The following is a 19,904-nucleotide window of genomic DNA, read 5'->3' as shown; positions in this document are numbered from 1 at the left end:
TAAAGCACCGGGGTTCTTGCATGAGAATCTCGGTGCTTTAGTTTATGCCTATTAAATGGAAAAAATGGGAATAATGAATAGATACAATAAGTAATAGGAGCTGACTTATGGACGAGCTAATCGGCAGATTAATAGAGTATATCTCTATATGGGGATATCCGGCAATAAGCCTCGCTTTACTGCTAGCTAATGTTGGCATGCCAATACCAAGCGAGGTTACACTAGGTTTTGCCGGTTTTTTAGTTTTTACGGGCCAGCTTAACTTTGCCCCAGTAATAATCTCTGGCATTACTGGGGAGCTCATGGGAGCATGCCTTGCATATGCTATTGGCTATTATGGCGGCACTGCGTTTATTGAGAAATATGGGCATGTGTTTGGCATTACTTTTCGTAAAATCGAAAAACGAAGATTTTTGCTTGAACGCTATGGCGCACTTACGATATTTTTTGGCCGCCTGTTACCCGTAGTAAGAGGTGTTATAGCTATTCCTGCAGGCTTTATAAAGCTGGATTTTTGGGTGTTCTTTTTATTTACTGGATTTAGCTCAGTTATCTGGGTAGTTCTCCTAGTTTACATGGGACAAATGCTTGGTGAGAATTGGCGGCAGGTAGATGATATAGGTTATGGACTTGCCAAAGCTATTCTTATCATGCTTGTCTTGGGTATAATTGCATATCTGCATAGAAAAAAGAAAGTGCGGGGATTTAGATAGGGTTTGATTTTAAAATTTCCAATGTTTGCTCTATTACAGCTTCGGGTTTAACGGATTTTAGGCAGCGTATATCTTTAGTTTTACAAACTGTTTTATAGCATGGTGCGCATTCGACTTGGCCTTTAAGGACGATATGCCCTGGATCAAGCGGCCCGAATCTGCTTGGCGCAGTAGCACCAAATATGCTTACACTGGGTGTCCCTAAGGCTACAGCCATGTGTAGTGGACCAGTATCGCCGACTACTAGGACGTTTGATAATTTAAGCAGCGCAGCCATTTCAAGGAGTGTTGTCTGTCCAACCGCATTTATTACAGGGACACTTGCTAGTTCGATTATTTTTTCGGCGACAGCCTTATCAGACGGTCCGCCGCAAAGTAATATTTTATTATTGGCTGCTAGCTCCTGAATGACTTTCGCAAAGTTTTCGGGGGGCCAGTTTTTTGCACTCCAAGTAGTCACAGGATTGACAGCAACAATTTTATCAGTTGGTTTTACACCGTGAGTTGATAAAAAGTTTCTAGCAAATTCATCTGCTTCTTTCGGAGTCTCAAGAGTCATTTTATAGTCAGTAGTTGTTATATTAAGCGGGCGCAGAATACTAAGATAACGCTGTATAACGTGAATGTCTTCATCATACATTGGCGCGATTTCGTTCATAAAAAGACTGTTCAGTTCACGTGTATTGCTCATGCCAATGCGGCGAGTGGCTTTACTAGCTGCCGTTACCATGCCGCTAAGGAATAATCCATGAATATCAAGTGCTATGTCAAAATGCTTTGATTTAAAATAGTCTTTCAAATCTTGCCATATCTGCCAAGCTTCTTTGAATTTTGCTGAGCGCATTGCTTTTTCCCATTTCTCACGCGGCCAAATATGTACTTCGTCAATATATGGATTAAAACGTACCATATCTGCGGCCACTTGACCGACAATCCAAGTGATATGACACGAAGGCAAAGCTTCCTTAAGTGAGCGAGCTACAGGCGTACAGTGTAGTACATCCCCAATTGAGCTCAATCTTACTATAAGTATCCGTGGGTTAGCTAGCATAGTTTATTAAGCCACCTTACTTTTAAACTTATTTCATATCGTTAGACTAAAAATATTACTATTATATTATGCTTAAGTCTAGCTATTAAAATCAATCAATAATTGCTCAAAATATTAATGCGTCAGTTCCAATTTCACTGGAGCTGACGCATTAATATTTATAAAAACGTTACTTTACAGTCATCTAGTGAGCCGATACGAACAAGTGATTCTAAACGGTAACCAGCTTGCTTAAGCTTATCAGCACCAGATTGGAAACTCTTCTCGATGACAATACCAATACCAACAACTTCACAGCCTGCTAGACGGACAAGGTTAGCCAGACCGACTGCTGCTTCACCGCTGGCTAAAAAATCATCGATTATGAGTATCTTTTCTCCCGCAGGCAAGAACTTTTTGAGGACGGTTATATTGCTTGTCTCTTGTTTTGTGTAAGAGAATACTTCAGTGCTATAAGTTTCTTCATTCATAAGTACTGATTTCTTCTTACGGGCAAATACAAGCGGAACATTAAACTTTAGTGCAGTTGCTAGAGCGATTGCTATACCGGACGATTCAATCGTTAGAATTTTATCTACACGGCAGTTTTCAAAACGATTAGCAAATTCCGCCCCCATTTGCATTGTTAGCATAGGGTCTAGCTGATGGTTAAGAAAGGAGTCAACCTTTAAAACATTGCCGCTCAAGACGGTTCCTTCGTCTAGAATCTTTTGTTTCAGTAATTCCATAAATCCTCCATATTTTACAATAAAGAAAAATTTGCATCAGTGAGCGTAATCATCTGATGCTTTAGTGATGATCTGATTATCTTCAACTCGAATTACGGGTAATTGTACTGATCAGATCGCGGACAAATATACTTATTATAGGAGTTTAGCACACTAAGCTTTATAGTGGAAATAAGCTGTGCTAATGAGTCTATTAAAAATACTTATAGAGAACAATTGTGGCCAGTTTTATAAACATATGTTATATAAACTGTAAAGCAATCTTCCAATTAAAATGATAATATATAAACTGGTATAGAAATATATGGAAAAAACAAGGAAAAGAATAAGCTATGTCGAAATGCTATATGGTTATATAGATCGGGGCGTGAAAAGGGTGTACATGCATACGAGAAAGAAAAATCTTATTAAGATTATAAGCATTCTATTAATGCTTTTATTCATAGCAACCACCGGGCTAGTATGGGCTAATGACCTGCAGAAGAAGAATGTTCTAGTAATTAACTCCTACAATAAAGGTTATAAATGGACGGACAATATTGTTGAGGGCATTGCGTCAGTACTAGAACCTTATTCACGTAATTTAAATATTATCGTAGAGGATATGGATAGAAAAAGAATAACCGATGATGAGTATATCTATAAATTATATGAGATTTACAAGTATAAATTTAAAAACGTAAAGTTTGATGTGATTGTTTGCTCTGATGATGATGCTTATCAGTTTATTATTAAATATCATGATGAGCTTTTCCCTAATACACCGATAGTGTTTTGTGGAGTGAATTATTTTGAAGAAGACAAGATTGCGGGAGATTCGCTAATAACAGGTGTAGTAGAGGCGCAAGATCTAGCAGCCACCATAGAATTAGCCTTAAATCTTCATCCGAATATTAAAGATATATATATAATAAATGATAAAACCACAACAGGCTATGCGCTTGACCGCAGTCTGCATGAGGTTCTGCCGAGTTTTGCGGGCAGAGTCAATTTCATTTCTTTAGCCAATCTAAATATGTCTCAGATACAGGCTAAAGTGCAATCGCTGCCAGATGATGCTCTTGTTTTATATTTAGTGATGTTTAGAGATGTCGATGGGAATTACTTTAATTATAATGAGAGTATTGAAATGATTTCCGCTAAAAGCCGTGTGCCGATATATGGGTGCTGGGATTTCTCTTTAAGGCATGGAATAGTCGGTGGAATGCTGACCAGTGGATATTACCAGGGTGAAGCTGCCGCGAAAATGGCTCTTAAAATACTTAATGGCGTGCATCCTAAGGACATCCCGATATTAAAACAAAGTCCCAACCATTACATGTTCGACGCCGTCCAATTGCAGCGTTATGGCATAAATAAAGCTGACCTTCCCGAAAATAGCTTAGTAATAAATGATAGCTTTTCGGAATCTAAGCAGGTCCTAGTGCTCAATTCGTATCACCATGGAATGAGTTGGACGGATAGTATTGAAAAAGGTATTAAATCCGTATTTAGCGGAAAAAACATAGAGTTATACATTGATTTTATGGATTCGAAGCGTAATAATGGGCCTGAATTTACGCAAAAGCTTTATGAAGTGTACAAAGATAAATTTGGAACTAAAAGATTTGATGCTGTCATCGCTACAGATGATACGGCATATAGATTTTTGCTGAAATATCATAATGAGCTTTTTACTAATGTCCCGATAGTTTTCTGTGGTGTAAATTACTTCGAGGATGCTGACTTAGTTGGTCATGAACAGATTACCGGAGTAGTTGAAGCTATAGATATCAAGAAGACATTAGAAATTGCCCTAAGACTACACCCGAAGACATCCCAATTTGCAATAATAAATGACCGCACTGCAACAGGTCTTGCCAATAAATATGTTCTCCAAGAAGCGATTGCGGAGTTTCCGCAAATGAATTTTGTATTTCTTGAAGGACTAAACATGTCTGAATTGCAAGAGCGGGTCAATGGGTTGCCCAAAGATACTATTGTACTAATGATGACTTTTAATCAAGATAAATCAAATAACTTGTTTTCTTATGAACAAAGTGTAAAGTTGATTTCACAAAGTGCTAAAGTACCAATTTATTCTGTATGGGATTTTTATCTTGGACAAGGGATTGTCGGGGGGATGATGACAAGCGGTTTCTCGCAAGGTGAGCTGGCCGCACAGATGATCTTGAGAATATTAAATGGCGAAAAACCTGCTTTAATTCCTGTAGTTAAAGAAAGTCCGAATAGATATATGTTTGACTATAATCAACTGACTAAGTTCGGTATAGACACTGCAAAACTTCCCCCAGATAGTATTGTAATTAATACGCCGGAATCTGCCTATAACAAATACAAGACAACTATATGGAGTGTAGTCGGAGCTTTTACTATAATAACTCTTGTAGTACAACGTAAACGGGCAGAAGAGCGGCTGAAATATTATGCAACAATAGATTCGATGACGGGTGTCTTTAATAGGCGAACTGGGCTGGACTTCCTAGAAAAGCAGATGGAAATAGCAAAAAGAGGCACAAGGAAGCTCACTATATGTTTTATTGATGTAAACAATTTGAAAGTAGTCAATGACTCCTACGGCCATCAAGAGGGAGACTACTTAATAAAAACAATAAGCAGTCTGTTAGAAAAATCACTTAGAAAATCAGATATCATATGCCGGTTCGGCGGCGACGAGTTCTTATTAGTTTTCCCAGATAGTGATATAGAACAGGCAAAAAGCATCTGGGAAAGGATTGAAGATAATATTAGCACACACAACAGTTCTGGTATCAAGCCCTATAATTTATCAGTGAGCCGAGGGTTTGCTCAATTTGACAAAAATGAGCGACTCACAGTTGATGAGTTTGTGATTATTGCTGATAAAGCAATGTACGAGGAGAAGAGCTATACTAAAGAAAATAGCTGTAAGCCCTAGCCTGACGTTTTACACATCAGGCTTTTTGCTGCTAAGGGTAACTTTGCCAAATATTTAGTAAAAAAATTGATATAAATCACAGTAGAAGCGTTTGAAATAGGGTATTATAAAAACAAGAAATCTAGGAGGTGCGGAAAATGTTACCAAAGGGAGCTAACCTACAAAAAATACGTGATGGAAAGAAAACATATGCTATAACACCACATTTACCTGGTGGATTTATAAAACCTGACATCATGCGTAAATATGCTGATGTAGCCGAAAAATATCATGGAGTTCTGAAACTAACTTCTGCTCAGCGTATTATGATTACAGGCCTTAAAGCAGAGGATATAGAGAATGTATGGCAGGAGTTAGATATGCAGCCAGCTATGGGCTTTGCAAATTGCGTTCGTAGTGTGAAGATCTGCCCTGGAAGCGTATTTTGCAAGAGGGGTAAACTTGATAGTATTAAATTAGGCATGGAACTTGATAAGCTGTATCATAAAAAAGAAATGCCTTCGAGAATAAAAATGGCAGTTGCTGGGTGTGAAAATTCCTGCTCTGAGGTACATGTTCGAGATATTGGCCTCTTAGCAACTGATAAAGGCTGGGATGTTTATGTAGGCGGAACTGCCGGATCACATCCTAGACTGGCAGATAAACTTGTCGAGGGTTTAAGCTATGATGATTCATTGAAAATAGTGGATATTATACTTAGATATTATCAAAAGAATGCAGATATAGAGCGAGTTGGACAATTTATTGACCGGATAGGCTTGAAGAAATTTAAAGCTGATGTTTTAGCTGAATTTTATGGTGAAGTTAGTCGTGAAGCTGAGCCTAAGGTAGAGCAGTCCAAAATTGGTGAAAAGATTGTTCCTCTTCCAGGCGGACTGACTGAAGGGACATTAGTCCTTGGCGATAAGATTACTAGAGATAGTGTTATAAGCGATATAATCAGAGTTTATCCTCAGACAATACAAGTGCTCCGTGCTTTCGGCATGGGATGTCTAGGATGTCCGTCTTCAGCTGGTGAGCCAGTATGGAAGGCCGCTGAAATTCACGGTCTCAATGTAGAAGAGCTAGTTGCAGCATTAAATAAGGTTATATAAGGGGGATTTAAAATGAGTGCATTTTTAGGACATATACATTACTGGCTTTTTAATAAGATTCGTCGAGTAATTGAGCGTGAGCAGATTGTTTACGCTAAAGCCGAAGCGATGTGCGGCAGTACGGCTGAAGAACTAAGAGCACAAGCCTGGCAAAGTTATGGCGAGCCACTGGCAGATGTTGATCTAATAGATGTAATCGACCAGTCTAATATCCACGGCTGGCTGCAGCGTCAAATTAATATCGCTGAGACAAGAGAAGCCACATTCATAAAAGAACTATTAGATTCATGCAGTGATGCTGGCAAAGATGTTGTATCACAAGCTTTTGCTGAGCATGGTGCAATATGCGGCGAACATGCTAAAGCCCAAGGTAAATATAATGCTGAAGGAGCAGACGGTATTTACCGCGCCTTACAGGATTACTATCTCAATGGAATGCCGTGTGATCAAGCCGATGAAGTTGTCGAGAGTTCGTCAGACAAAGTAGTTTGGCAGGGCGCAGAATGCTTGCAGGCCAGCAACTGGAAGCGGGCAGGTATACCGGCAGCTGTAATGACGGGGTTCTACCAAAACTGGCTGGCTGGATTTGTCAAAGCAATGAATAATGATTTCACATACCAGCAAGTATCTGATATTACTAAAGGGGACAGTGTTAATAAACATCAAATTGCGCGTTAAGGTTACTTAATTAAATAGAACCAAGATAAAAATCCGACAACGATACCGTTGTCGGATTTTTACTTACTGCCAGACAAGAGTGTTTTACTACTAAAATTGGTAGAACATTACAAAAAATGAAGGATATTCTACTAATTTAGGCGTATATTTTATGGATCAATGCTTATTACCGAAGGTGACTATAATGCGGATAGAAAACTATAGGAAAAAACTTGTTAGTGCTGTATTAGCTGCGATTGTCTGTCTTACCCTTATAACAGTCAACGCTGGTTTTGCCCATCACAGCTATGATAATAAAAAAAACATTCTTATTCTTAACTCCTACCATAAAGGGTATAAGTGGACTGACAACATTGTAGAAGGGATATCATCGGTATTAGGTCCAAATGCGCAGCGCTTTAATGTGCAAATTGAGGACATGGATACTAAAAGGATATCTGCAGATGAACAATATATCAATAAGCTTTATGAGATTTATAAGTACAAGTTTCAAGACAAGAAATTTGATGTAATTATTTGTTCGGATGATGCTGCTTTTCAATTTTTGGAGCAATTTCATCAGCAATTGTTCCCTGGTACTCCAATCGTTTTTTGCGGTGTGAATTATTTCGAAGACAGTATGGTGAAGGATCGAAATGTATTTACCGGTGTTGTTGAGATGTATGATATTAGAAAGACACTTGAGACGGCGCTTACTATCCATCCAAACACTAAAAATGTATATGTTATAAATGATAAAACAATAACCGGTCAGGGAATCAGAAGAAATTTGCTTGATACGACATCTGAATTCACTAATATTAATTTTATCTCACTTGAAGACTTAAAAATGCCAGAAATATTGGACAGAGTGCAGCGCTTACCTCAAGACAGCATAGTACTTTTTTTAGTTTTTTTCCAAGATGTGGCGGGTGACTATTTTACCTACGATGAAAGCATATCCTTAGTGTCAGGAAAAAGCCAAGTTCCGGTGTATGGAGTTTGGGATTTCTATTTAGGGCATGGCATTGTCGGAGGTATGCTTACAAATGGCTATTTTCAGGGGGAAATGGCTGCTAAAATGGCATTAAGCATACTTAATGGTCAGCAGCCCTCAACGATACCAGTTGTGCAGGATAGTACAAATCGATACATGTTTGATGAAGTGCAGATGAAGCGTTTTGGCATTAAAAACTACCAACTGCCTGAAAACAGTATGATAATTAATCAGGTTTATAGTAATAAGAAGCAGCTATTAGTACTAAACTCTTACCACTCGGACATGGTATGGGTGCAGAACATTGATGCCGGAATTAAGTCGATACTCGGGGACAACAAGAATATTGAATTTCATACCGATTATATGGATACTAAACGAAATCCCAGCCCAGAGTACCTTCAGAAGCTACATGAAGCCTATAATTATAAATATAGTAACAAGAAGTTTGATGCAGTACTTGTAACAGATGATATAGCTTATTCTTTCATGCTTACTTATCAGCAGGAGTTGTTTCCTAATACACCTATAGTATTTTGCGGCGTTAACAACTTTAATGAAGAAGAATTTGCGCAGCATAACCAATGGTTTACTGGTATTGTCGAAAATATTGATATTGAGGGGACAATAAAAGCTGCCTTGCAAATGCATCCTAACACCAAAACCATTGCTGTTATAAATGACAAAACTCCGCTTGGGCAGAGTAACAGGCGCTTATTAAATTCAATTATGCCTAGCTTTTCTGCTAATGGTATTAACTTTGTTATTCTAGAAGATATGAATATGTCAGAGGTACAGGAAAAAGTCACACAACTGCCGGAAGATAGTATTATTCTTTTACTATCGTTTAATCAGGATAAGTCAAATAATATATTTTCCTACGAAGAGAGCATCGAGTTAATAGCTCAGAGAGCTAAGGTGCCAATATACGGTTTGTGGGATTTTTATATAGGCCATGGGATAGTGGGTGGTTTGTTAACTAATGGTTATTCGCAAGGCGAAATGGCTGCAAAGATGGTGTCCCGCATTTTATCTGGTGAGCAGCCAAGGAATATTCCTGTTGTAAAAGAAAGCCCAAATAGCTATATGTTTGATTATAATCAATTATTAAAATTCAGCGTTGACCCAAAGCGTATGCCAGAAGGAAGTTTTATAGTAAATCGCCCAATTACTTTTTATGAGCAGTACAGGTCTTTAGTTTGGGGTGTTGGATCGTTTATTGTTTTGCTGGTTACCGCGATATGTTTGCTGTATGTAAATATAGTTCGCCGGAAGAAGGTTGAGCGTGAACTACAGTTGTACGCAACAACTGATACAATGACAGGTGTATTAAATCGCCGTACTGGATTGATATTTTTAGAGGAGCAGATAGCCTTAGCTGATCGTACTGGCAAATCGTTTACTGTTTGTTTTGTTGATGTGAATGATTTGAAAAAGGTCAATGATAAGTGTGGTCATAATGAAGGGGATAGGCTGATTGAAGCAGTAAGCCAAATTCTAAAGGAAGCTCTGCGAAAATCAGATTTGCTGTGTCGATTGGGCGGCGACGAGTTTCTAATAATACTTTCGGATAATTCTATGCAGCAAGGCGAACAGCTTTGGCAAAGAATAGCTGAGAGGATAAATACCTATAATGATACCAGTGATAATTGTTTTACAATTAGTTTAAGCCACGGTTTTGCCGAATACATGCCCGCATCAGCGACTTCGGCAGCTGACTTGATAAAAGAAGCAGATTTCAATATGTATAAATGCAAAAATTCAGGCAAAGTTAGCGTAGATGATGATTACAACCTATAAAAACTCAGCATCATTTTGGGGGTATTAAACTTTTGGGTAATTGCGAAATCGAATTAAAGCTTCAGGTAGTAGATGCTAGCGAGTGGGATAATATAATAAAGCTTCAAGATTTACATGAATTTATTAAACCAGATCGGACTAGAAATGAAACGCTTGAAGCTAGATACTATGATACTGTAACAGGGCACTTGCGTAAGAAGGGGTTGGCCTTCAGAATTCGGCGGGAACAAGGAGAATGGGTAGCCACTATCAAGGGCGGCGGGCAGAGTGACGGCGGGCTTCACAGCCGGATGGAATACAATAAGATTATAGCTCAGCCTAATCCAGATCTAGCGATATTTGATGATACTGACATAGGCGGCAGCATCAAAAAAATTGTCGGTGCAAATGAATTGCGAGCAATAATGATAACCAGGTTCGAACGGAACATAAAAATTATTGAAGCAGATGATGCTGTAATAGAATTGGCAGCAGATAAAGGAGATATTATTGCTGGCGAACGGCACGCTCCTATATTGGAAGTTGAGTTGGAATTGAAGAGGGGAAATCCAGTCGCTCTTTTTAAAGCAGGAGCCAGGCTGGCAGAGTGTTTTTCGCTGGTATTAGAACCACGCAGTAAATTCGTCCGTGGGTTAGAGCTGGCAGGATTAGGCTCTTTTGAAGAAAAATCATTTACTAAGAATAAGATTTTGATTCATATTCATCAGCTGCTATCATTAGAATATGATAAATGGGCCGGTACTTATAGTTCGGATGAGGATATTCAACTGAGTATACTGTTAGCCCTAAAACAAGACATTGATAAGCAACCTGGCTATCAGGGGTTTGAGAATGGTATAAATACATGGATCGAAGCTTTACGTCAGTCTAGACAGTTTGATTTTAAAAGGACGATACCTTTATTATTGCGCTTATGGGCTGTTGAATTAGAAAGAGCTGCTGGCTAAAGCCAGCAGCTCTTTTACTATTATCTAGTGCCTAGATTTTCTCCATTGCTTACGGCAGCCTGTGCTGCAGCAAGACGGGCGATAGGAACACGGTATGGTGAGCAGCTAACAAAGTCGAGGCCAATTTGATGGCAGAATTCGACTGAACTTGGTTCACCGCCATGTTCACCACAAATGCCTGTAACAATATTTGGACGAGTCTTGCGGCCACCGGCAACTGCTATCTCCATTAGTTTGCCTACGCCTTGACGATCAAGCACAACAAATGGGTTTTCTTTTAATATTTTGGACTCAAGATAGTGCGGTAGGAATTTACCTTCGGCATCATCGCGGCTGAACCCTAGACAAGTTTGAGTCAGGTCGTTTGTTCCAAAGCTGAAGAATTCAGCATCTTCGGCCAACTCATCAGCTAGAAGAGCTGCACGCGGAAGCTCGATCATTGTTCCGGAGGTGTAATGGAAGTTAACGCCAAACTCACTCATTACTTCTTTTGCTATACGATCAATTCGTACCTTGAAGAAGGACATTTCAGCTTTGCTGATTGTAAGAGGAATCTCTACTTCAGGTAAGACTTTGAAGCCCTCTTTGGTCAAACGGGCAGCTGCATTAAAGATGGCCCGCATTTGCATTTCATACACTTCAGGATAGGTTATGCCAAGACGGCAGCCGCGATGTCCAAGCATAGGATTGAACTCGTGCAGCTTACGGACTTGTTTTAATAATTCTTCTTTCTGGGCTAAAAGTTCAGCATTATCGCCGCGCGTTTTAAGAACGGTAGTTTCAACTAGCAGTTCTTCTTGGCTAGGAAGGAATTCATGCAATGGTGGATCTAATAGACGTATGCACACAGGATAGCCTTCCATTGCTTTAAGAATGCCATAGAAATCACTTTCTTGCATTGGTAGTAAATGAGATAGTGCTTGTTGTCTTTCTTCGAGAGTTTCAGCTAGAATCATTTGTTGGACAAATGGCAGACGGTCTTGAGCCATAAACATATGTTCAGTCCTAGTTAAGCCTATACCAGTTGCACCGAATTCACGTGCTTTTAGCGCATCCTCTGGTGTATCGGCATTAGCGCGAACATCAAGACGCTTAAATTCATCAGCCCAGTCAAGAACAGCTAAATATTCCGCCGAAAGCTCAGGGTCTTTCATCGGTACATCGCCTAAAATAACACGACCTGTAGCGCCATCGATAGAAATATGGTCACCTTCTTTGATAACAACGTTACCAACAGTGAACTGTTTATTATTATAATCAACTTTCAATGCTTCACAGCCGCACACGCACGGTTTACCCATGCCGCGGGCAACTACTGCCGCATGACTGGTCATGCCGCCACGGCTTGTTAGAATACCTTGCGCGACAATTATTCCATGAATATCATCAGGAGTAGTTTCCATTCTTACAAGCATTACTTTTTGACCGGCTTTACCTAAGCGCTCAGCATCGTCAGCGTCAAAAACAACAGACCCAGATGCCGCACCCGGTGAAGCTGGAAGACCAGTTGCTAAAACATTTAGTTTAGCAGAACTGTCAATTTGGCGGTGCAGTAATTGATCAAGCTGACCTGGCTCAACCATCAAAAGGGCTTCTGTTTTGCTGATGAGCCCTTCTTGAACCATATCATGAGCTACTTTTATTGCTGCTTGAGCAGTTCGTTTACCATTACGAGTTTGCAGCATATAAAGTTTGCCTTTTTCAACAGTGAATTCAATATCTTGCATGTTGCGGTAATGGTTTTCAAGTTTTTCAGCTGTTTTTACAAACTGGTCAAAAATTTCAGGCATTTCGGCCTGCAATTTAGCGATAGGCTGAGGAGTGCGGATACCGGCAACAACGTCTTCGCCCTGCGCATTTGTTAAGTATTCTCCGTAAAGTTTTTTCTCGCCGGTAGATGGGTTTCTAGTAAAAGCAACCCCCGTGCCGCAATCATTTCCCATATTACCAAATACCATTGACTGTATATTTACTGCTGTACCTAGATCGTGATCGATTTTATTAAGATTACGATAGATTATAGCGCGGTCGTTATTCCATGAACGGAAAACAGCTTCAACGGCCATGAAAAGTTGTTCCATTGGATCTTCAGGGAAAGGATGTCCGGATTCTTTTAATACAAGGGCTTTATAGTTATCGATAACCACTCTAAGTGACTCAGCGGTAAGATCTTGATCAAATGTAACGCCTTGTGCCTCTTTTTGATCTGCAAGCAAATGCTCAAAGGAGTGCTTAGGAATTTCTAAGACAACGTCTGAGAACATTTGAATAAAGCGGCGATAAGCATCGTAAGCAAAACGAAGATTGTTAGTGTTTTCTGCCAGCCCTTTTGCTGTAGCTTCATTAAGACCTAGGTTCAAAATAGTATCCATCATACCAGGCATTGAGAACACAGCACCAGAACGAACAGAAACTAAAAGTGGATTAGCGGCGTCACCAAATTTCTTACCGGTAGCAGCCTCAATTTGCGTTAGATTATTGCGAACTTGCTCCTTCATTCCTTCAGGAAGCTTACGATCCGCTTTATAGTATTCCCGGCAAGTATCGGTTGTAATAGTCATGCCAGGAGGCACAGGAAGACCGATATTAGTCATTTCAGCAAGGTTTGCCCCTTTGCCGCCTAAAAGTGACTTCATGTCCGCTTTGCCTTCATTAAATAAATAAACGTATTTAGACATTTTTGCCAACCCCTTTATAGTAAAATTCTAATACTTTAGCTGCTGTTTCCTCTGTAGCTTTATTCGTGACATCAAGAACAGGACAGCCAATTTTACGCATAATGTTGTCGGCATATTCCAATTCTTGAAGTATTCTTTCGAAGCTAGCGTAGTCAGCTGCGGGAGAAAGTCCCATGGATTTTAAACGCTCTTTACGTATTTCAAATAAGAGCGAAGGTTTTATTGTAAGACCAATTACTCTTTGCGGCGTAACCTGAAATAGTTCTGCAGGTGGTGGTACTTCTGGTACCAGCGGTAAATTAGCTGCTTTGATGCCCTTATGGGCTAAGTACATACAAAGAGGGGTTTTGGAAGCCCGCGAGATACCAATAATCACTATGTCTGCTTTTAAGAGACCGCGTGGCTCTTTACCATCGTCATATTTAACAGCAAATTCTATTGCTTCAACTTTGCTGAAATAAGCTTCGTCAATTTTACGAATTACACCCGGCTCATTTTTAGGAGGCAGGTCAGTAACTTGTTTCAATGCGTCGATGATCGGCCCCATAACATCTACAACAGTAAGCTTTAGCTGTTTAGCTTTTTGTTCTAAAAAAGCTTTCAAGTCTGGGCGAACAAGTGTATAGATTACAACGCCGCCAGCATCGGCCGCTTCGAGTAAAGCCTCCTCTACTTGCTTAGCTGAGATTAAGAATGGTACTCGGCGGAAATCAACATGGCCTGATGCGAACTGGCTGACTGCGGCTTTAACTACTACTTCTCCAGTTTCACCAATGGAGTCTGACAGAATATAAATAATGGGAGCCTTTGAACGATTTATTTGTAAGTTTATATAGATTACCTCCTTAAATAATTTGGAGTTAATTATTTGATAGCTGTACAAAAAGCTGTGTAATATTTGTTTTTGTGAAACGTCCGACCACTTTATATTTTTCGCTGGTTCCTGATTTAATTATTTCGACGACAGGAAGAGCATCTACTTGATGATTTATAAGTTTCTGAGCAGCACGCAAAACTGATTCATCAGGTGTTGCCAAAATGATATTCGGCATCCTAGTCATAGCTAGGGTTACTGGCAGACTATTGATATCTTTGCCACCCATCGCCGCTTTTAGCAAGTCTTTTCTGGAAACAATCCCCTCTATGAAGCCGTCCGCTGACACTACTATAAGAGTACCGACATCTTCAATAAACATTGTAACGATAGCATCATAAACTGTGCAGGTTTCTCTAATGACTATTGGTCTAGACTGAACATCCCCGACCAGTATATTCCCAATTATTCCGGCCACAAGTTCTGAAGGGTTTTTGCCAGTATAAAAATAGCCAACTCGAGGCCTTGCCCCAAGCAAACCTGACATTGTTAAAATAGCTAGGTCTGAGCGTAAGGCTGCTCTGCTAAGGGATAATTTTTCGGCAATTTGTGTTCCTGTTATTGGTCCAAAGTCTTTAACCATATCCAGTATTATTGCCTGTCTTGGTGATAATTCGATATAATTCACCTGCCTTCAGTGAATAGTATACACTAATTCAGAAGTTATTGCGAATATAATATACTATATTTCAAAACAATATGATTGTAAAGGCTGTTGACATGCTAATATGACGCATTATTAATTGTTTTCATCATTCTTTTGCCAATAACCTTTATTTTCCATATAATCAGATTAAAGTTATAAAGGGATTATTGGGGTGCAGACGGAATATACTAAAGGTTGCACTAAATCATATCGAAAGGAATGAGGTTCTTGTGCTTTTACGCCGAATCACAGGCTTAGCTCTGACTTTTGCCATAGCCATGAATGTTTTAGCAATGCCAATAGCAAGTGCGGGTTTAATTAGTACCAAAGAAGAAATTTCTATTGGGCGTGATGTAGGAAAACAGCTTGAGAAAAAGTATGGATTAGTTGAAGACCAAGAACTGCAGGATCGAATAGCGCGAATCGGAATGAGCATGGTAGCCATTAGCGACCGCCGCGATTTGCCCTACAGTTTTAAAGTACTTAACTCTAAGGATATTAATGCATTAGCTGCCCCTGGAGGGTACATATACATATTTAAAGGATTAGTTGATCATATGCCTTCAGATGATGAACTTGCCGGTGTAATAGGTCATGAAATAGGCCATGTAGTAAAAAAACATACAGTTAAGCAGATGGAGAAAAGCCTCGGGATGAGCGTGCTTTTTGGGGTCGTTTTTGGTGATCGTGGTGTTATGCTGCAGAACATAGCTTATAACGCGATAATGGCTGGCCACAGCAGATCTGACGAGAGGGAAGCTGACTACCTTGGGTTCAGCCATTCGTTGAAAGCAGGGTACAATCCTTATAGTATGCTGCTCGGGTTATATAAATTATCCGAGCTTGACCAGAAATATCATTATGACTTGTTTTCAGACCATCCCGAAGGCAAAGCGCGTGTAGCAGCTGCTTTAAAATACCTAAAGGATGCTAAAGTAAGTCCTGGTGTTATTCAGGACGAAAATGCAAAGTGGGCCAAAGTAGCAGAGGGTGACTGGCAGCTGCCTCCTATTTACGCCTCTTTAGGTGGATATAAGCCTCTTTACCGTGCGTATTTCGTTGCTGGTACTCTGTACCGGCTGGCTCAATTGCCTGATTATAACAAGGATCGGTACATCCTAGATACCGATGGGACAAATATTACAGTGTACTATGATGACCAAAAGATAATTACAGTTACACCAGAAGATGCAGCGGCACAAGGTGTAGGGACGCAAGAACTAGCGAGCTTATATGTTGAAGCTTTAAAACAATGGAAACCTAAATCAATTGCAAAAGAGTAATAAAAAAAGCCGGTTAACGCAGCAGCGTTGGCCGGCTTTTTGGCTACAGGTTGCGTTTTAGGCATTACCTCTGCTAAGAATATGCACCTTAGCGGTCTGAATGCCAAAATCCTCAGCTTCGCTTACAGACCATTTAGCAATATCAATTCGATTACCTTTTATAGCGCCGCCGGTATCTTCGGCAATAGCATGCATGCCTTGTCCATTTGGAAATTCGATATATACACTAGAGCCAAGTGGAATTACATTAGGATCTACGGCGATGACACCTGGACGGACTTGCGTCCCAAGATGAGTTTTATTGCCCCACTTGCCATTGTCATGTGCACCAGGAGCGTAAGCGGTAGCAGTTACATTTATTATTTCTTTAGCCTTAGGTGCAGCTTGGTTACTGCTTTCCTGGTTTTTGTTCGCGGCGGCCTTACTTTGATTTTGCTGTTTGACCGCTTTCTTTGCGGTGTATGACGTTTTAATAGGAGCATTGGCGGTTTCTTTGTCCAATTTAACTTGATCTGCAATGGATTTGGCTGATCTAGTTCTATCAACATTCTTATTTAGAGGGGACAATGGCTTTGTGGAGCTGACAGCAGGCTTAGTCGGCAAATCTGGGACTGCTGCTGATGCCACTGGACTAAAAGACGCCGTCGATAATAAAGCAGCTCCGATAAAAGCTGCTGCCAGCCTTCGGTCATATTTTCTATTTGCTCTTTTGTGGTAGTGGTTGCGTTTCATGCTATGTTCCTCCTTTTGCGAGGCTTTATTATATTTTCAGCTATTTTCGCTAATTAATCCAAAGCATTTCCTGGTAGTTATATAAATTACTTTTTGTAAAAAATATTTAACAAAAGCATAACGAATATCGACAATTTATTAACCATGATGTGACAAAAGATTCATTGAGGGTGTAGTAATATAAATGTAAATTATTTGCAATTAAGTTTAGTATATATGTATCGAGCTACTTATTGAATACCAATTTGAGTATAGGAATAGCACGTTACCTGAGTGCTGTTACAGTAAAGTTGAGTTTGGTGCGTTAGTTACGCTCATTTGTTAAGTATCAAAAAAATAAAAAAGTAGTAATAATTTGCGGTAGTCAATGCATAGTGTGAAAAAGTGTGCAGTAGTGAATATTTGCTTTCGCTGGTGCTAGCGAACAACCAAAGGGGGAAGTAACATGCGTAAAACAGAGTGTTTGGCGATGATTTTGGCAGGAGGGCAAGGAAGCAGATTAGGCAGTTTAACCAAAAAAATAGCGAAGCCTGCTGTACCATTCGGCGGGAAATATAGGATTATTGACTTTCCCCTTAGTAATTGCCACAATTCGGGAATTGATACGGTGGGTATACTTACCCAGTACCAGCCACTGGCTTTGCACAGCTATATAGGAGCAGGCGGTGCTTGGGATTTAGATAGGAAGGACGGCGGAGTTTATGTGCTTCCGCCTTATGCAAGAGAAAAGGGCGCAGAATGGTATAAAGGAACCGCTGATGCCATTTATCAAAATATAAACTTTATTGAAATGATTAACCCTAGCTATGTGCTGGTGCTTTCTGGCGATCATATTTATACAATGGACTACTCAATTATGCTTGAATATCATAAAGCTAAAAAAGCAGAGGCTACTATCGGGGTAATTGAAGTGCCTTGGGCAGAGGCACCGCGTTTTGGGATAATGAATACGGCCGAAAATGGGAGGGTAACAGCTTTTCAGGAAAAACCCTCTCAGCCAATCAGTAATTTGGCATCAATGGGTATCTATATTTTTAACTGGAAGTTTTTAAAGCGAAGCCTCGAGGAGGATGCTAAAGATATTAACTCTAGCCATGATTTTGGTAAAAATGTCATCCCTAAAATGCTAGCAGGAGGACATAGGTTATTTTCATACCATTTCGATGGCTACTGGAAAGACGTTGGTACTGTCGAAAGTTTTTGGGAAGCCAATATGGATTTACTATGCGACGAACCTGATTTAGATCTTCATAATCCTTCTTGGCGTGTATATTCTGTTAATCCTACTAGACCCCCGCACTATATAGCCGCTGAGGCAAGTGTAACTCGTTCGCTGATAAGTGAAGGTGCTGCAGTCTATGGAGATGTAGATCATTCGGTTATCTTCCCAGGAGCTCAGATTGGGGCTGGAGCAAAAATAAGAAACTCTGTCATAATGCCCTATGCTAACATTGGTGAAAATGTTGAAATAAACCGGGCTATAGTCTGCCGTCGATGCGTGATTGAGGAAGGTGCTGTAATCGGTGATGAAAGCAGTGAAATTACTGTAATACCAGAGGGGGATGTTGTACCTCGTGATGCCCAAGTGGGCGCTGGCGGTATAATAATACAAAAACAAGTAGGTTAGATATAACTGTTAGCAGGTGCAAATCAGGAGAGGTGTTATTATGAAACGAGTTATGGGTATCATAAATCTCTATGAAAACGAGGAATTAATTCAAGAAATAACTGAGCATCGTCCATTAGCAGCTGTTCCATTTGCCGGACGATACCGCCTTATAGACTTTACTTTATCAAGCATGGTTAATTCCGGCATCCAAAATGTAGGAATTCTCTTGCGGAGTAAATCACGATCGCTGATGGACCATCTAAGATCAGGCAAGGAATGGGACTTAGCCCGCAAGCGTGATGGCCTTTTTATCCTTCCACCAGCTCAAGCATCATCAGGTGCTGTCAAAGGCAACGGCGATATAGAAAATTTTTATCATAACTTGGACTATATAGAGAGCAGTAGGCAAAAGTATGTACTTATCAGTAATAGTCACACCGTGTGCAATATGAATTTTCGCAAAGCTTTTCAGTTCCATGAAAATACTGGTGCTGATATTACAATCGTATATAAAGAGCAAGAAAAGGATAGTGAAGATTTTACTGGCAGCACTGTTCTAGCTACAACTGACGATGGTCGTGTTATTGATTTAGCTGTTAATCCAGCAAAAGTTAATGGCGGCAAAATATCAATGGATATGTATTTAATGAGGAAAGAACTACTTGTTGATATAATTAACGGCTGCTATGCTCGTGGCGGTGTGGACTTACTGAAGGATGGATTAATAAAGAATATTGACAGCCTGAAAATTTATGGATATCAACATAAAGGTTTTGTTGCTAGAATAAATTCAATCGCCAGCTACTATCGCCATAATATGGAACTTCTTAAGCCGGAAAAATGGCAGGAACTTTTCATGAAGTCGGGACTTATTTATACCAAAGTGAAGGATGAGGCTCCTGCCAAGTATAAGGAAAATGCCAAGATTAGTAATGCTATGGTGGCTAATGGCTGCATTATCGAAGGAGAAGTTGAAAACAGCGTTCTTTTTAGAGGTGTAAAAGTAAATAAGGGAGCATGCATTAGGAACAGTATTATTATGCAAAAGTGTGAGATCGCTGAGAATGCTATCATCGAAAACGTAATATGTGATAAAGATGTAATTATCACAAATGGCAAATGGCTTAAAGGGGATCAGCGGTATCCTCTTGTCATCGAGAAAGGGACAGTGATTTAGC

15 protein-coding genes are annotated in these 19,904 nt (G+C 39.9%); 9 read left to right on the top strand and 6 right to left on the bottom strand.

Annotated features, from left to right (window positions below; translation table 11 throughout):
* Positions 1–107: 107 nt before the first annotated feature.
* Positions 108–713: a DedA family protein gene (locus tag V6C17_RS07345; protein WP_333521900.1), complete on the top strand. Its 606-nt coding sequence runs from the start codon at positions 108–110 to the stop codon at positions 711–713.
* Here V6C17_RS07345 and V6C17_RS07340 read toward each other — a convergent pair.
* Together V6C17_RS07340 and V6C17_RS07335 are read right to left on the bottom strand one after the other, a co-directional pair.
* Positions 706–1,764 (bottom strand): glycosyltransferase family 9 protein, encoded by a 1,059-nt coding sequence (locus V6C17_RS07340; protein WP_333521899.1) that lies wholly within the window; start codon positions 1,762–1,764, stop codon positions 706–708. The two genes, V6C17_RS07345 and V6C17_RS07340, sit on opposite strands and share 8 nt — an antisense overlap.
* Before the next feature lie 158 nt (positions 1,765–1,922).
* Positions 1,923–2,492, bottom strand: a complete 570-nt coding sequence (locus V6C17_RS07335; RefSeq protein WP_333521898.1) for a xanthine phosphoribosyltransferase — start codon at positions 2,490–2,492, stop codon at positions 1,923–1,925.
* A 304-nt stretch (positions 2,493–2,796) separates the two neighbouring features.
* Between V6C17_RS07335 and V6C17_RS07330 the strand changes: the two genes are divergently transcribed.
* The 5 genes from V6C17_RS07330 (at position 2,797) to V6C17_RS07310 (ending at position 10,904) form a co-directional block, all read left to right on the top strand.
* Positions 2,797–5,409 carry an ABC transporter substrate binding protein gene (locus V6C17_RS07330; protein WP_333521897.1) on the top strand — a complete coding sequence of 871 codons (2,613 nt, stop codon included), beginning with the start codon at positions 2,797–2,799 and terminating at the stop codon, positions 5,407–5,409.
* A gap of 137 nt (positions 5,410–5,546) precedes the next feature.
* Positions 5,547–6,503 (top strand): DUF1858 domain-containing protein, encoded by a 957-nt coding sequence (locus V6C17_RS07325; RefSeq protein WP_333521896.1) that lies wholly within the window; start codon positions 5,547–5,549, stop codon positions 6,501–6,503.
* 12 nt (positions 6,504–6,515) lie between these two features.
* Positions 6,516–7,181 carry a hypothetical protein gene (locus tag V6C17_RS07320; protein WP_333521895.1) on the top strand — a complete coding sequence of 222 codons (666 nt, stop codon included), beginning with the start codon at positions 6,516–6,518 and terminating at the stop codon, positions 7,179–7,181.
* Between the two features lie 184 nt (positions 7,182–7,365).
* On the top strand, positions 7,366–9,957 hold the full coding sequence (locus tag V6C17_RS07315) for an ABC transporter substrate binding protein (protein ID WP_333521894.1): 2,592 nt from the start codon (positions 7,366–7,368) through the stop codon (positions 9,955–9,957).
* 32 nt (positions 9,958–9,989) lie between these two features.
* Positions 9,990–10,904 (top strand): CYTH domain-containing protein, encoded by a 915-nt coding sequence (locus V6C17_RS07310; protein ID WP_333521893.1) that lies wholly within the window; start codon positions 9,990–9,992, stop codon positions 10,902–10,904.
* Between the two features lie 20 nt (positions 10,905–10,924).
* Here the strand turns inward: V6C17_RS07310 and ppdK are convergent, their stop codons facing one another.
* From ppdK to V6C17_RS07295, 3 genes are read right to left on the bottom strand one after another with little or no spacing between them, the layout of a single operon-like run.
* A complete protein-coding gene (gene ppdK, locus V6C17_RS07305; protein ID WP_333521892.1) occupies positions 10,925–13,582 on the bottom strand; it encodes a pyruvate, phosphate dikinase in 2,658 nt (885 codons plus the stop codon).
* Positions 13,575–14,465 (bottom strand): pyruvate, water dikinase regulatory protein, encoded by an 891-nt coding sequence (locus V6C17_RS07300; protein ID WP_333521891.1) that lies wholly within the window; start codon positions 14,463–14,465, stop codon positions 13,575–13,577. Before V6C17_RS07300 ends, ppdK begins: the two co-directional genes overlap by 8 nt.
* Positions 14,443–15,084: a helix-turn-helix transcriptional regulator gene (locus V6C17_RS07295; protein ID WP_333521890.1), complete on the bottom strand. Its 642-nt coding sequence runs from the start codon at positions 15,082–15,084 to the stop codon at positions 14,443–14,445. Before V6C17_RS07295 ends, V6C17_RS07300 begins: the two co-directional genes overlap by 23 nt.
* Positions 15,085–15,332: 248 nt before the next feature.
* On the opposite strand from V6C17_RS07295, the gene V6C17_RS07290 reads away from it, so the two are divergent.
* Positions 15,333–16,385, top strand: coding sequence for a M48 family metallopeptidase (locus V6C17_RS07290; RefSeq protein ID WP_333521889.1), 1,053 nt, complete (start codon positions 15,333–15,335; stop codon positions 16,383–16,385).
* 57 nt (positions 16,386–16,442) lie between these two features.
* Here the strand turns inward: V6C17_RS07290 and V6C17_RS07285 are convergent, their stop codons facing one another.
* Positions 16,443–17,117 carry a 3D domain-containing protein gene (locus V6C17_RS07285; RefSeq protein ID WP_333521888.1) on the bottom strand — a complete coding sequence of 225 codons (675 nt, stop codon included), beginning with the start codon at positions 17,115–17,117 and terminating at the stop codon, positions 16,443–16,445.
* Positions 17,118–17,562: 445 nt separating this feature from the next.
* Here V6C17_RS07285 and V6C17_RS07280 point away from each other — a divergent pair, with 445 nt between their 5' ends.
* Both V6C17_RS07280 and glgD read left to right on the top strand, forming a co-directional pair.
* Positions 17,563–18,744, top strand: coding sequence for a glucose-1-phosphate adenylyltransferase (locus tag V6C17_RS07280; RefSeq protein ID WP_333521887.1), 1,182 nt, complete (start codon positions 17,563–17,565; stop codon positions 18,742–18,744).
* 40 nt (positions 18,745–18,784) lie between these two features.
* Positions 18,785–19,903, top strand: coding sequence for a glucose-1-phosphate adenylyltransferase subunit GlgD (glgD, locus tag V6C17_RS07275; RefSeq protein WP_333521886.1), 1,119 nt, complete (start codon positions 18,785–18,787; stop codon positions 19,901–19,903).
* Position 19,904: the final 1 nt, after the last annotated feature.

The sequence above is a fragment of the Dendrosporobacter sp. 1207_IL3150 genome (assembly GCF_036763085.1).
In the GTDB taxonomy this organism is placed as follows: Bacteria; Bacillota; Negativicutes; order DSM-1736; family Dendrosporobacteraceae; genus JBAIYU01.
This window is presented reverse-complemented; position numbering and strand designations above follow the sequence as displayed.

Bases quoted from the DNA above. Each gene is read 5' to 3' on its own strand.
- V6C17_RS07345 (WP_333521900.1), top strand. From the start codon at position 108: ATGGACGAGCTAATCGGCAGATTAATAGAGTATATCTCTATATGGGGA.
- V6C17_RS07340 (WP_333521899.1), bottom strand. From the start codon at position 1,764: ATGCTAGCTAACCCACGGATACTTATAGTAAGATTGAGCTCAATTGGG.
- V6C17_RS07335 (WP_333521898.1), bottom strand. From the start codon at position 2,492: ATGGAATTACTGAAACAAAAGATTCTAGACGAAGGAACCGTCTTGAGC.
- V6C17_RS07330 (WP_333521897.1), top strand. From the start codon at position 2,797: ATGGAAAAAACAAGGAAAAGAATAAGCTATGTCGAAATGCTATATGGT.
- V6C17_RS07325 (WP_333521896.1), top strand. From the start codon at position 5,547: ATGTTACCAAAGGGAGCTAACCTACAAAAAATACGTGATGGAAAGAAA.
- V6C17_RS07320 (WP_333521895.1), top strand. From the start codon at position 6,516: ATGAGTGCATTTTTAGGACATATACATTACTGGCTTTTTAATAAGATT.
- V6C17_RS07315 (WP_333521894.1), top strand. From the start codon at position 7,366: ATGCGGATAGAAAACTATAGGAAAAAACTTGTTAGTGCTGTATTAGCT.
- ppdK (WP_333521892.1), bottom strand. From the start codon at position 13,582: ATGTCTAAATACGTTTATTTATTTAATGAAGGCAAAGCGGACATGAAG.
- V6C17_RS07285 (WP_333521888.1), bottom strand. From the start codon at position 17,117: ATGAAACGCAACCACTACCACAAAAGAGCAAATAGAAAATATGACCGA.
- V6C17_RS07280 (WP_333521887.1), top strand. From the start codon at position 17,563: ATGCGTAAAACAGAGTGTTTGGCGATGATTTTGGCAGGAGGGCAAGGA.
- glgD (WP_333521886.1), top strand. From the start codon at position 18,785: ATGAAACGAGTTATGGGTATCATAAATCTCTATGAAAACGAGGAATTA.